The sequence below is a fragment of the Gracilibacillus salinarum genome (assembly GCF_022919575.1).
Classification (GTDB): Bacteria; Bacillota; Bacilli; order Bacillales; family Amphibacillaceae; genus Gracilibacillus; species Gracilibacillus salinarum.
In genome coordinates this window covers 2,516,326-2,528,970 of sequence record NZ_CP095071.1, presented here as the reverse complement: position 1 = coordinate 2,528,970, position 12,645 = coordinate 2,516,326, and the positions used below count along the sequence as shown (strand labels likewise).

At 40.1% G+C, this 12,645-nt stretch carries 15 protein-coding genes; 8 read left to right on the top strand and 7 right to left on the bottom strand.

Annotated elements, in window-relative coordinates; genetic code table 11:
- Positions 1–6 precede the first annotated feature (6 nt).
- From MUN87_RS11615 to MUN87_RS22435, 6 genes are all read left to right on the top strand, one after another.
- A complete protein-coding gene (locus tag MUN87_RS11615; protein WP_244740278.1) occupies positions 7–597 on the top strand; it encodes a hypothetical protein in 591 nt (196 codons plus the stop codon).
- A 178-nt stretch (positions 598–775) separates the two neighbouring features.
- Complete coding sequence (locus MUN87_RS11610) at positions 776–1,624, top strand: ParA family protein (protein WP_244740277.1); 849 nt, start codon at positions 776–778, stop codon at positions 1,622–1,624.
- Positions 1,621–1,974: a hypothetical protein gene (locus MUN87_RS11605; RefSeq protein ID WP_244740275.1), complete on the top strand. Its 354-nt coding sequence runs from the start codon at positions 1,621–1,623 to the stop codon at positions 1,972–1,974. The genes MUN87_RS11610 and MUN87_RS11605 overlap by 4 nt, the downstream gene beginning before the upstream one ends.
- 54 nt (positions 1,975–2,028) lie before the next feature.
- Positions 2,029–2,214, top strand: coding sequence for a PspC domain-containing protein (locus MUN87_RS11600; protein ID WP_244740273.1), 186 nt, complete (start codon positions 2,029–2,031; stop codon positions 2,212–2,214).
- Positions 2,215–2,522: 308 nt separating this feature from the next.
- The gene (locus MUN87_RS11595; RefSeq protein WP_244740271.1) at positions 2,523–3,488 is read left to right on the top strand and encodes an iron-hydroxamate ABC transporter substrate-binding protein; all 966 of its coding nucleotides are present in this window, start codon (positions 2,523–2,525) and stop codon (positions 3,486–3,488) included.
- Positions 3,489–3,542: 54 nt separating this feature from the next.
- Complete coding sequence (locus MUN87_RS22435; protein WP_369414027.1) at positions 3,543–3,722, top strand: ArdC-like ssDNA-binding domain-containing protein; 180 nt, start codon at positions 3,543–3,545, stop codon at positions 3,720–3,722.
- Between the two features lie 239 nt (positions 3,723–3,961).
- Here the strand turns inward: MUN87_RS22435 and MUN87_RS11585 are convergent, their stop codons facing one another.
- On the bottom strand, positions 3,962–4,114 hold the full coding sequence (locus tag MUN87_RS11585) for a hypothetical protein (protein WP_244740270.1): 153 nt from the start codon (positions 4,112–4,114) through the stop codon (positions 3,962–3,964).
- Positions 4,115–4,233: 119 nt separating this feature from the next.
- Here MUN87_RS11585 and MUN87_RS11580 point away from each other — a divergent pair, with 119 nt between their 5' ends.
- Positions 4,234–4,509, top strand: coding sequence for a hypothetical protein (locus MUN87_RS11580; protein ID WP_244740268.1), 276 nt, complete (start codon positions 4,234–4,236; stop codon positions 4,507–4,509).
- A gap of 567 nt (positions 4,510–5,076) precedes the next feature.
- Here the strand turns inward: MUN87_RS11580 and MUN87_RS11575 are convergent.
- Positions 5,077–5,838 carry a TerC family protein gene (locus tag MUN87_RS11575; RefSeq protein ID WP_244747960.1) on the bottom strand — a complete coding sequence of 254 codons (762 nt, stop codon included), beginning with the start codon at positions 5,836–5,838 and terminating at the stop codon, positions 5,077–5,079.
- A gap of 221 nt (positions 5,839–6,059) precedes the next feature.
- On the opposite strand from MUN87_RS11575, the gene MUN87_RS11570 reads away from it, so the two are divergent.
- Positions 6,060–6,416 (top strand): DoxX family protein, encoded by a 357-nt coding sequence (locus MUN87_RS11570; protein ID WP_244740266.1) that lies wholly within the window; start codon positions 6,060–6,062, stop codon positions 6,414–6,416.
- Positions 6,417–7,309: 893 nt separating this feature from the next.
- Here MUN87_RS11570 and MUN87_RS11565 read toward each other — a convergent pair.
- The 5 genes from MUN87_RS11565 to MUN87_RS11545 form a co-directional block, all read right to left on the bottom strand.
- Positions 7,310–9,031 (bottom strand): CocE/NonD family hydrolase, encoded by a 1,722-nt coding sequence (locus tag MUN87_RS11565; RefSeq protein ID WP_244740264.1) that lies wholly within the window; start codon positions 9,029–9,031, stop codon positions 7,310–7,312.
- A 75-nt stretch (positions 9,032–9,106) separates the two neighbouring features.
- Complete coding sequence (locus tag MUN87_RS11560) at positions 9,107–9,988, bottom strand: glycine betaine ABC transporter substrate-binding protein (RefSeq protein ID WP_244740262.1); 882 nt, start codon at positions 9,986–9,988, stop codon at positions 9,107–9,109.
- A 16-nt stretch (positions 9,989–10,004) separates the two neighbouring features.
- Positions 10,005–10,835, bottom strand: a complete 831-nt coding sequence (locus MUN87_RS11555) for an ABC transporter permease (protein ID WP_244740261.1) — start codon at positions 10,833–10,835, stop codon at positions 10,005–10,007.
- Complete coding sequence (locus MUN87_RS11550) at positions 10,832–12,034, bottom strand: quaternary amine ABC transporter ATP-binding protein (RefSeq protein WP_244740259.1); 1,203 nt, start codon at positions 12,032–12,034, stop codon at positions 10,832–10,834. Before MUN87_RS11550 ends, MUN87_RS11555 begins: the two co-directional genes overlap by 4 nt.
- Positions 12,035–12,122: 88 nt before the next feature.
- The gene (locus MUN87_RS11545) at positions 12,123–12,596 is read right to left on the bottom strand and encodes a thioesterase family protein (protein WP_244740257.1); all 474 of its coding nucleotides are present in this window, start codon (positions 12,594–12,596) and stop codon (positions 12,123–12,125) included.
- Between the last annotated feature and the right edge of the window lie 49 nt (positions 12,597–12,645).

Below are 12,645 nucleotides of genomic sequence, written 5' to 3'. Positions count from 1 at the left end.
GATCATATGAAGAATAATTACCAAATTAATAGAGGACAAACGATTTCGTTTCGTATTCCTAGCGACACACCGGAATATGTCCTAAAGGAATTACAACGCTTGAAGAAAGAAGAGCGCCGTAATTTTTCGAGTAAGATGGCAGAGTTTGTCCTAAAGGGTGTAAATGAAGCCAGCTCTGTTCAACAGGAAACTGTTACGGTACCACTGCCAAAACGTCTGACAAAGGCACAGCGTAATTGGATAAAGCATGAACATTCCGAAGCGTTGTTAGGCAGTATCCTGTATCATCTGTTAAATGATCCCCGACGAGCAACATCACTGCTCACTTCATTAAGCAGCAGTGCAACAGATATTGATGAAGCTTTGTATTTACAGGAGGATATGCAAGCTGAACCAGATGATCTGGAACAGGTTGTCAACGCAGAATCGAGTGATCAGAAACAGGACTCGCTCGATGACTTTGATACGATTGACTGGAACAAAGCATTAGACCAAAATCGTCAATCCAATCAGGAGAAAGAATCAGAAGCAAAGGAAGAGGAAGAAGAAGGCCTCGGCGATCTGTTAGGTGATTTCCTGACGAAGATGAACAAATAAAAAGTTAAACCCCCGAAAAGGTTCCGTTTCTTTATGAGCGGAGCCTTTTTTTGCACGTTAGGAAAGCTGTAGAATTTTGCTCGTTTTTGACGGAAAGATTTAGTGCTTTTTTCCTGATCCATTCGATAACGTGTATATAGGAATAAAAGTTCATTTCATCGTTAAGGGGGAATTCGTTATGTCTACAGTGATTGCTACGATCAATTTAAAAGGTGGTGTTGCGAAGACGACGACAACGGTTGGCTTAGCAGAGGTTTTATCGGCTACCTATCAAAAGCGGGTACTGGTGATTGATCTGGATCCACAGACAAATGCAACCACCATGCTAATTGGCGAGGAGAAATGGCAAGAACTGAATGAGCAGGAATATACATTAGCTCGCTTATTTCAAGATGCGATCGAACCGGAGGAAAACAGGTTTAATCTGGAGAAAACGGTGCAGCAGCATGCTTCCAATGTGAAAGAGGTAACATCGTTGTCCTTGTTGCCGTCGAGCTTAGATTTAATCGATACACAGGATGAACTGGCAAATGTCCCAAAAGGTCCGTTTTACAGTGATAACCCGGTAGATGTATTAAAAAAGGCGATCCGTCCCATCATGGATCAATATGATTATATTTTAATCGATTGCCCACCTAACCTCGGTATCATTACATTAAATGGGCTGAGAATTGCTGATGGCTATTTGATCCCCACCATTCCTGATGTGCTCTCTACATATGGTATCCCACAAATCATTTCCAGAATCCGTTCTTTTTCAGAGACCATTGGAGAAGAAATTGAACCGCTTGGCATCGTGATAACCAAATTCAGACATCAATCCACCATGCATAAACAAACGATTCAACAACTGAAACGGGAGAAGGATGCTCGATTATTTGATACGATTTTTCCTGAAAACAATCAAATAGCCAGTGCGGCAGAATATCATTATTTTGCAACGTTAAGACAGAAATGGGGCTATCAGGGGCAGTATGATCAGTTTTGTCTGCTGGCTCGCGAAATTCTTGCGAGGTATGAGGCATGAGTATAGACAAGAAATTGGAGGATTTATTTCAAGTGATCGTCCAGGAAGCGAAGGACAATCAGGCATTTGCAAAGAAACTGGAAAAGCTGTTCCCGACCAAGCCCGCAGCTAAGAAAAGGAGAAAGCGCGCACCTGCTCTTTTTAATCCGGTGATAGTGCTGGAGGAAGGGGAAGACCAGTTACAAACGCGATTGGAAACGTTAGATATTTATCAACTCAAGGATATTATTGCTGAATATGGTATGGATCCATCCAAGCTTGTCATGAGATGGAGAAAAAAGGAGAAGATCATCCATCATATTGTTGAGACAACAGCGCAGAGAGCAAAAAAAGGCGATGTCTTTCGTTGACCATATGATATACTAATAACAGGAATATTTATCAATTAGTGGGAGTGGGCTCTATTGAAGTTAAAGAGGTCGGCGACTGATACTTCTTTACACGGTGTTTGTGGTGGTATTGCTTCATTTACTGGAATATCTTCTTTTGCAATTAGACTGCTTTTTGTCGTAACTTTTCCCGGTTCTTTCTGGATATATATAATTCTAGCCAACACATTAGAATGTGAAATACCTGCACTTAAACAGTAGCAGGTATTTTTGCGGTAGGAAAGCATAAAAGTTTAAGTTATCGTCCAAGTTCACGCGGAGGCCCAGAAACTAGGCAACTTCCTGCATCGCCCTATGATAATGAAGATGAAGTTGAATTACAGGTGCCTTTATCATATACTTCAATTTGATGTGGGTTAAGCCTATTCTTTAAAATCTTGAAATCAAAAAATCTTTATTGAAAAGTATTGACAATCATTATCAATCACCGTACTATAAGTGATAATGATAATTGTTATCAATATAATAATTAGGCAGTTGGCCAGTACATAAAAAGGAGAGGGAATAGCTTGAAAAAAGTACTTTTAACATTTTTATTTGTAACAGCACTTTTATTAGCGGCTTGTGGCAACACGGAGGATTCATCAAGCACAGATGATGCATCAGCATCTGAATCCGATTCTGGAGAGAATACTAACGAGGAGCAAGCAGAAGAAGCTTCATCGGAAACGATCACATATGAATCAGAGGACGGTCCTATTGAAATACCTTCTAATCCACAACGTATTGTTGCGTTAGCTAATGGACCGAATGTACTTGCATTAGATGGAAATGTTGTTGGTGTGGATGAATGGACATATAATAATCCATTAATGGAAGGCAAACTGGACGGTATTGAAGTCGTATCAGACGAAAATTTAGAGAAAATCATCGAATTAGAGCCAGATTTAATAATCGTTGGTTCCTGGATGAAAAACATTGATAAGATGAAAGAAATTGCACCAACTATTGTTTCTACCTGGGGCAGCTTAAATTACTTAGAACAGCAGGTAGAAGTAGGTAAAATTATTAACAAAGAACAGGAAGCAAAAGACTGGGCAGAGGATTTCGAAACACGTGCGAAAGAGGCTGGAGAAGAAATCAAAGCTAATATTGGTGAAGATGCAACTGTTTCTGTTTTCGAAAATGATGCAAAACAGCTGTATGTATTCGGCGACAACTGGGCACGTGGTACGGAGTTACTTTACCAGACAATGGGATTAGGTATGCCTGAGAAGGTAAAAGAAAAAGCGTTGGCTGAAGGGTATTATACGTTATCACTTGAAGTTCTTCCAGAGTTTGCAGGAGACTATGTGGTCTTAAGTAAGAACCCTGATGGGGACAATTCTTTCTTCGAAACGGAAACTTGGAACAACATCCCGGCAGTCGAAAATGGTCAGGTACTTGAATTGAACACAAAGGCCATTACGTATAGTGACCCCATTACAATGGAATATCTGTTAGAAGAATTCCATAAATTCTTTCTAGAGGAATAAAGAAAAGCAGTGGTGTGATCGTTCACCACTGCTTTTTGCTTGTGAGATAAGTAAATAAAAGAGGCATTCAAAAGCGGTATTGCAGTCAATTGGAAAACACAAAAGGCATACAGAGGGATTAATACGTTACTCCTGGGTGGTGGAGAGTATGCGATCTTTAAACAAATAAAAGAAGCTGGCGGAAAATTAAAGAAAGGTAAAAAAGTCAAATCGTTGTTTTTGGGAAATGTTTAGAGGTGGAAGATGAAGAGACATAAGAAGAAAAAAGATTACTTTTCTACGTTATTACCGAGTTTTTGAAATCGGTTCGCAAGTGGAAGGATTAAACCTAAAACGAAAAATAGAAACTTTCGATCATGACCCGATCGAGGAAGCCGAGAAAGTCAAACAAGATTATATGAATGCTCCATCTTACAGCCATATAATGGGTGGTGCATGGTATAAACCTTTTCAAGATCAGATAAATGTACCCCCTAAAATTGCTCTCCCTTCAATACACCACTTAACTGCTTGGATTGATCCAATGCTTGTCCATTCGCTTGAAGGCAGGAATCTTTCCAAGCCTCAATCTGTTCCCGATAGAGACCTTTCTTACGACAATACTCTCCAAGCTCTGACTCATTCATCGAGAACGTCTCCATCACGACTGAATCATTTGAGGATGGCCAAACAGTTGTAAATTTATAGCATTTTACCTAACCTATTAATCAGCTCCCACCTCATCCCGTTACGGTTAGATACTTTGGTGAATGATAGTACTTATTTACAGCATGCTTCACTGGTCATTGAAGCTATTACCATTCAGGGTGGAATAATAGATCGTTCTATGAAAATAGCCGGTACCAATATGAAAGAATTACCTCTTTCACATTTAGAAAATGACGAGCAAGAAAAGCTAAAAAAAGGGATGGAATTTAATGAGGTTTTTGTAATGCCGAAGGATGTATTTGATGATCTAGTTGCTAATCCTTTATTAGATGTATTAGATGTACCAACAAATTGTATGATTTTATTGAATTAAGTTTACTTTTTCTTAGTGTGATAGAGATATTTCTACAATGAATAATGACTATCAGAATGAATATAAATCACAAATAATGTCGAACAAGTCTATTAAACTTACATATATGCTATAATAGATACAACAATAGATCGGCTTCATATGAGGGGTGACGCACCGGTATTACCTTCTTTGATTAGTTCAAGAAGGGAGGTGACGCTCATGGATATAGAAAACGTTTTGACAATAATGATTTCGTTTTTGTCACTAATGATCTCTTTTGGGATGTTAGTTGCGTTATCATGTCCAATAAAAATGATAAAAAATAACCCCTCATATGCCGGCAAGCGTGTAGGGGTTATTTACTCTATTTAGCGCCGCCCCTCTTATCGGGGTTCGGTCTATTGTAACCGTAAACGTTGTAGCGTCTGCGGTTTTTATTATGATATGACTTTCTATTTATATTATACCCGATTGCAGGATTTTAAACAATCCTTACTTTTATTATGTCTTTGATTGCAAAATATTTAGTGTCTTCACCAGTATTGATTTGTGTTTGAAGATGATCTATCTTAATAATTTTTCCTTTTACGCCTTCATCTTCTTCGAGGAGTGGTTATCTGATAAGAACCAGCCACCTACAGCAATTGCTAGTAGAACTCCCCAGAATATAACGGTCCACAAGGTGCTATGTGGGAAGTGTGCGTCTAGTACACCTACCGATGGATGTGACAGCGTAATGACTGCCAGTTTGATTCCAACCCAGGCAACGATCGTATATGCCGTTGTTTCTAAACCAGGTCGTGCATCTAATAGTTTCACAAACCATGTTGCAGCGAATTTGATTAAGATAAGTCCAGAAACACCTGCTAATAAAACAACGATAAACTTAGCTGCATCCATACCACCAAAGTCTGGTAAACCGGAAGCTGGTAATGCTAACGCCAACGCTACTGCAGCAAGAATGGAATCTATTGCAAAAGCCAGGTCCGCTACACCAATTTTTAGCACTGTCGGCCAAAAGGCTTGTCCAGGCTTATCTACTTTCTCTGCTTCTTCCTCCACGCCTTTTCCAGCGGGTATAATGTGCTTCAACCCAAGATAAATCAGGTAAGCAGCACCAATTGCCTGCACTTGCCAAACGTTTGCGATAAAGGATATAGCAAATAATGCCCCAAATCGAAAGACGAACGCCATGATGATCCCGTAATTAATCGCCTTCTTTTTCTGATCATCTGGCAAATGCTTCGCGATCACTGCCAACACAAGTGCATTGTCTGCTGATAAAAGTCCTTCAAGTCCTATTAAAACTAATAATGTCCAACCATACTCGAGCCAAACTGAATCCAACATTACTCCCCCTCTAAACGTGCTTTCTTCCTATATTTAGAAAAATTGTACAGTTCAAATACTGTTAATTATAGACCAAATTTTATCGTTTGTCACATTAATATCCAGTTCAGGCAAAACTGCTTCAATTCTGATTCCTGATTAAAATTCGAATAACTAGCATAGTCCCTCTGCTTGTCTGCATACATTAGAAGTAACTTAATCGAAGGAGGGGTGTTATTATGCCCAACCATGTGACTGCCCATCAATTAATTCGATATGCTGTTGGCTATGTCTTCATTGCTTCTGCGATAATGAAACTTGTAATTTCAGACTTTACCGGTACATTTGCCGGTTTTGGACTCCCATATCCAGAGTTAGTCGTCCTGCTAGTCGGATTGACAGAATTAATCTGTGGTGGATTAATCCTTTTTAATTATTATGTCAGACAAGCGGCGATTCCATTATTTATTATTATGGTGGCAGCTTTCTTTCTCACGAAAGTGCCTATCCTGGAAACCGGCTTCTTTCAATTCTTGTTTGATGCTCGATTAGATATTGTAATGCTAATTCTTTTATTTATACTATGGAAAAAGTAAATTTGAAAAACTCGGCATTCGTTTCACCTCTAGCGAGTGCCGAGTTTTTCCTATACCTGCGTATGTAAATACGAATTACATTCGTCACCTTTCCAATTAAATGGAACAAATTTATTGAACATTACTAATGTAATAGCTGCAAATGAAAAATAGCATAGAATGCAACCGTATTTAAGGATTAAGTTACTTATAGAGTTACATAAGAAAAACGGGCATAAACCACCCGGTCCTAATTGACTTCATTAATAAACAACTTCCTATAATATGGATTATGTAAACCGGAACTGTCTGACATGGAGTTAATTATGATAGTTTTCATCTGCTTATCAAAGCTCCGGAAATAGGCTCCGCGTCCTGTGGGCACGGCTTCAGCTAACTTATGAAAGAAAATTCTTTTCTTTCATAAGTGGATCTTCAGCTCGCGCTGATTCCACGGGAGTCTCCGCCTATTTCCTACGCTTTATGGAAGTGCTACAACGTATGTAACAGTGAAAAGCAGCAGTTCTAGGCATTATCCATATTAAAGATGAGGTATAGACACTAAAGGATACCGCTCAAAATACTAGCTGTATTATTAGTTGTAGAGCAAAGCCATAGCGTAGGCCAACCACATAGACTCCCGCGGGATTATGCAGGTGCTGGAGATCCACTTTGTGAAGCGACCTTCTTCACAAAGTTAGCTCCAGCCGTGCCCCGCAGGACGCGGAGTGGTTGGACGGAGCGGTATCATACCACACATAATATTTCAAAATAGCCACTAAGCTGTTAGTTGACATAATCCATATTATAGGAACTCCACTTCATATTCCATATGATCACTGCTGTGACTGCACTTTTGTGCTTTCTTAATTGATTAAAGAAACCGGGCTGTTCAAAGCCCGGTTTTCTCATGCTTACTCTGATTTCGGAATCACTGGCAGCGTGATCGAAGATGGATGCTCGCTGTCATGGTAGATCACTTGATCGGCTGTTACCATTTTATCAGTCGTCATAATGGTCTCGCCGGTATTCGGATTGACGTCATACCACGGATAATTACTGGAGGATACTTCGATTCGTATCGCATGTCCGGGTAAAAAGACGTTACTGGTAGCCCAAAGGTCAAGTTCGTATTCGACAATTTCTCCTGCTAGTGGTGCAGCTTCCTCTGATCCATTACGCCACTTAGCTCTGACGATGCCGTCTGCTAGATTATAGGCTTTACCATCAGGAGCAACATCGACTAACTTCACAGTGAAATCTGTATCTGGTGCATCGGATGACGCCCAGATATTTGCTTTGATCCAGCCCGTCACTTCTAACGGTTCTTTCATTGGTTCAGACGTATAAATGAGCACGTCATCACGCTCTTCTATCACTGATTGGTCACGTGGACCTGCATTTTTTCCGTTATAGAATAATACGCCGCCGCCATTTGTTGGCACGGGGTTGTGCGGATCGTAGACAAACGCATCAACTTTTTCTTCACCTGGAATTTCTGTTGATAAACTGCCGGATGTATGGTGTGCTTCTCCATCACTATGCAAATAGAACGGAGTATATTGTGTATCCGGAATTGGCCAAGCGGACTCAGATCGCCAAGTATTTGTACCCATTGTAAAAATGTAAACAGGATCTTCAGTATCTAATATTGACGATTCTTGATCCTTCAACCAACGATCAAACCATTTAATGTGCAAGGAGGTGATGTCTTCTATTCCATTGATAGCATAGCCGGAGCTGTAGATACCGAAGGAACGCTCACCAATATCAGAATGGAACATTCCATGAGCCCAAGGGCCGATGATCAGTTTCTGATTGTCATTGAGCTTGCTCATTTCCTCGTAATTTAAGATTGTCTGATTTAAGAAGTTATCATACCAGCCAGCTAGATGAAAGGCGGGCATGTTTAATGCTTGCTCATGATTATAGGGATTATCCCTTACTTCATCTAGTAATTGATTGTTAATGTACTTTTGGAAAAGGTCACGTAATTCCGGGTGTTTCATGACAGGTGGCCATTCTTGGATTGGTTTGTAATTATACCATTCTTCAATATGATTAAGGTCGTGGACGATTTCTTTAACCGTTTCGGCATATTGTTCTTCTGATTGTTTTCGTTTTAAAAAGTCCATTGCTACCGAATCGAGTATCCACGTTTCGGAAGAAGCAAATTGGAATACACCGTTTTGGTTAAAGGCATCACCCGTAACATTGCCTGTCATGGCAGGGAAAATAGCTTTTAAGGATGGAGGCTGTTCCAGCGTGCCGTATATTTGGGTGAAGCCGTAATAAGACAAACCAAACATCCCTACTTTTCCATTGGAATGTGGCAATGCAGCTGCCCATTCCACCACATCGTAACCGTCTTCAACTTCTTGTGCAAAAGGTCGGAACTCGCCTTCGGATGCGAAGCGTCCTCTCACATCTTGAATAATTACAATGTAGCCACTCATCGCTATTCGGAATGGGTCCACATATCGATGTGAAAAATCAGGAAGGTTTTTATTATATGGTAAACGACATAAAAGTACTGGATAAGTACCTTCATCACTTGGACGATAAAAGTTAGCGTAAAGCTTGACACCATCTCTTAGTTCACACGGTACTTCTCTATCCACAATAATTTGTTGCATGTTATCCCCTCAATTCCTTCATTATAGTTAAAGCAAATGCTGTACTAGTAGTAACCAGTACAGCATGCATCATTCTTACTTCCCTAACATTTCGTTTACTTTATCTTGATTATTGTCGATCCACTCTTGTGCTACTTCTTCTGGATCTTCACCATCATCTTCAATTTTCTTAATCATTGCTTCTACATCATCGATTGGAATGCTCCAGTTGCTTAAGAACTCATATGCATCTGGTGCAGAATCTTTTAATTCTTTATTCGTAACGACGTGTACAGATGCTGTATCAAGTACATTCTGATCATCTTCTAAAATTTTGATGTCAAGTTTGTTGAACATCGTGTGTGGCCTCCAGCCGTAGAAAAGTACTGGTTCTTCTTGCTGCATAAGCTTCATTGCCTGTGCAAGCATTCCACCTTCAGATGAGTTAACTTGCTCTAAATCTAAACCATATTGATCAATAGCATCGTTTAGGACGCCTGTTACACTAGCACCTTTTTCAATCGAATAAAGGGTGTTATCAAACATATCTTCTTTGCCTTTTAAGTCAGAAACTTTGTTGATATCTTCCATATAAGTTGGTACAACTAATCCTGCATCTGCTGGAGCATAGCTTGTTGCTGTTTCTTCAATGGAATCACTGTATTCATCAAGGTATGTTTGGTGAACGGGAAGCCAAGCATCCATAAATACATCAATATCGCCACGTGATAAGCCTACATATACACTACCTGCGTCAGCACTTGTTTCTTCAACAGTATATCCCATATCTTCAAAAATTAATTTCGCAATTTTTGTAGGAGGTACTGTACTTGTCCAAGGTGTTACACCTAATGTAATGGTTTTGTCACCTGCTGCTGCTTCATTGTCACTACCTGATGTACCTTCGTCTGATGATCCACAGGCAGCCATTACGAATACCATGGTAAGAGCTACTAAACTTAATAATAGTTTTTTCATTAAAAATCTCTCCTTTTTATAATTTATTTCCAAGTCCTTGCGTAATACGGTCAAGGATAATAGCGATAACTACAATTCCTAATCCACCAGTTAAGCCAAGACCAACGTTAACCGTTGAAATACCTGTTAATACAGTGTCTCCAAGACCTGGTGCACCGATCATGGATGCAACAACGGCCATTGACAGGGCAAGCATAATCGTTTGGTTGACACCAGCCATGATCGTTGGTACTGCTAATGGAAGCTGTACTTTAAATAATAGCTGGGAAGGCGTAGAACCGAAAGCACGGGATGCTTCTACTACTTCTTCTGGTACTTGTCTAATTCCTAAGTTTGTCATTCTGACAGCAGGTGGTGCTGCGAAGACAAAGGTTGCAATAACGGCAGGTACGCCGCCAAGTCCGAATAATAGAATAGCTGGAATTAAATAAACAAAGATTGGCAATGTCTGCATAAAATCCAAAATTGGTTTAACAATCTTATTTATTACTGAATTCATCGCACTTAAGATACCGATCGGGACACCAAGTACTACAGATATAATAGTAGAAACGAGTACGATCGCTAGTGTTTGCATGGATTCAGGCCATAAATCAACAGAGCCTAGATAGATGGTACCAATCAGTGTGAATAACGCCACACCTTTTCCGGCTGTTTTCCATGCTAGTAAGATTAATACAATGGCGATAATTTCCGGTGGGATGAAGATTAACAGATTGGTTACACCATCAATGAAAGCGCCAATCCAATCACTGATACGGTCGAATAAACCACTGGTTACCGGAAGCAGCCAGCCATTTACAAAATCGTTCGTCCATTGTTCTAACGGTAAGTCGAAGTAATTCATGACGTCACCTCCTCAGATGGTTTTTCTTTTCCAAGTACGAGACCAGAAAGAATAGAAACTCTTGAAATAATACCTAGCAACACGCCATCCTCAAGAACTGCTATTGGATACTTCGTGTCGGCGGCAATCCCGATTAAATCATCCAATGGAGTGGTTGGTGCAGTAGTGTATACTTCTTCTACGAGTACTTCTTCAATCGTCATTCCTTCTTTATGTGCGCGAATGGCGTCATCGATCGTAAGAATACCTTTATAGTTATCTTGTTTGTCTACTACAAAAATACTGGAGACACCGGCTTCTTCCATTTTGCGGACAGCCATACGTGGACCGTCTTTGTATGTTGTTAGGACTTTTGGTTTTTTCATGACGTGAGATGCTTCAAGAACTTTGGAGCGATCGACGTCTTTTACGAATTTCGTTACATAATCATTAGCTGGGTTCTCCAGGATTTCTTCCGCCGTACCAACTTGTACAATGCGACCATCTTTCATAATTGCGATGCGATCGCCAAGCTTCAATGCTTCGTCTAAATCGTGTGTAATGAAAAGTACGGTTTTACCTAGTTTGTTTTGCAGTTTCAATAATTCATCTTGCATCTCGGTACGAATGATCGGGTCTAATGCGCTGAACGCTTCATCCATTAATAGGATGTCGGGGTCATTTGTTAAAGCACGAGCCAAACCTACACGCTGTTGCATACCACCACTAAGCTGGCTTGGAAGACTGTCTTCATAGCCTTTAAGGCCGACATCTTGAAGTGTTTGCTTCGCTCGTTCTTCACGCTCTTGTTTTGAAATCCCTTGAAGCTCTAATCCGTAAGCAACGTTTTGCAGTACGTTACGGTGTGGCAATAAACCGAATTTCTGGAATACCATTCCTAATTTCTGTCTTCTTGTTTCCGTAAGTGTTTTTTTGTCCATTTTGGTAATGTCTTCACCGTCGATGAATACTTCCCCATCAGTTGGTTCGATCAGACGGTTTACCAAACGGATAAGCGTTGATTTACCACTACCAGACAGACCCATGATAACGAAAATCTCACCTGGTTTTACCGAGAAGGAAGATTGGCTTACACCTACCGTCATTCCGGTTTCTTCTAATATTTGTTCTTTTTGTTTTCCATCTTTCAACAGTTTCAATCCTTGTTGAGGATGTGAACCGAATACTTTTGTTAACTGATTAACTTCTATTTTATTCATAAACATACTCCTCTATTTTTCATCCGACATCATCTCTTATCGTGTTACGGTGATAAGAGCCGATTAATAAAACGATGTGAATCAAGTTTTATTTTATCCCGATTTGTCTTCCTGCTTGTTTAGGGGCTGCCAAATGTTTATGGTCGTTCCATATTGTGTCGATAACTTCTGCTATTGTCTCTGGAAAAGGTGCAGGTCTTCCTTGCTCCATATCCATCCCCATCAGCATTTGTTCACTGGTTGCAATGAGATGCTGTTGATTATCAGCACCCGCGTACATTTCAAAAAATACGTGAAGCCGTTTTGCATCTTTGTTTAATAACTGTAAGGTTACGTTGATCTCTTGTGTTTCGTGTGCTTCCTGCAAGTAGCAGATGTGTGTTTCTAATGTAAAAATGGAATAGCTTAACTTCCTACGGGCTTGTTCATCCAGCCCGATATGGTCAATTAATGCATCTACTGCCAGGCTAAATACTTTCGCATAGGCTGCGTCATTCATATGACCGTTATAGTCCACCCATTCATTGCGGACAACGTCTTTATATGTGAAGTTATTCGGCATGGTTTCACCTCATATCTAATGGATTTCCAGTAATGAGGGGGAGAGCCCC

Excerpts from the sequence above, each read along its gene's own strand:
- MUN87_RS11615 (WP_244740278.1), top strand. The coding sequence starts at position 7 with ATGAAGAATAATTACCAAATTAATAGAGGACAAACGATTTCGTTTCGT.
- MUN87_RS11610 (WP_244740277.1), top strand. The coding sequence starts at position 776 with ATGTCTACAGTGATTGCTACGATCAATTTAAAAGGTGGTGTTGCGAAG.
- MUN87_RS11605 (WP_244740275.1), top strand. The coding sequence starts at position 1,621 with ATGAGTATAGACAAGAAATTGGAGGATTTATTTCAAGTGATCGTCCAG.
- MUN87_RS11585 (WP_244740270.1), bottom strand. The coding sequence starts at position 4,114 with ATGAATGAGTCAGAGCTTGGAGAGTATTGTCGTAAGAAAGGTCTCTAT.
- MUN87_RS11570 (WP_244740266.1), top strand. The coding sequence starts at position 6,060 with ATGCCCAACCATGTGACTGCCCATCAATTAATTCGATATGCTGTTGGC.
- MUN87_RS11565 (WP_244740264.1), bottom strand. The coding sequence starts at position 9,031 with ATGCAACAAATTATTGTGGATAGAGAAGTACCGTGTGAACTAAGAGAT.
- MUN87_RS11560 (WP_244740262.1), bottom strand. The coding sequence starts at position 9,988 with ATGAAAAAACTATTATTAAGTTTAGTAGCTCTTACCATGGTATTCGTA.
- MUN87_RS11555 (WP_244740261.1), bottom strand. The coding sequence starts at position 10,835 with ATGAATTACTTCGACTTACCGTTAGAACAATGGACGAACGATTTTGTA.
- MUN87_RS11550 (WP_244740259.1), bottom strand. The coding sequence starts at position 12,034 with ATGAATAAAATAGAAGTTAATCAGTTAACAAAAGTATTCGGTTCACAT.
- MUN87_RS11545 (WP_244740257.1), bottom strand. The coding sequence starts at position 12,596 with ATGCCGAATAACTTCACATATAAAGACGTTGTCCGCAATGAATGGGTG.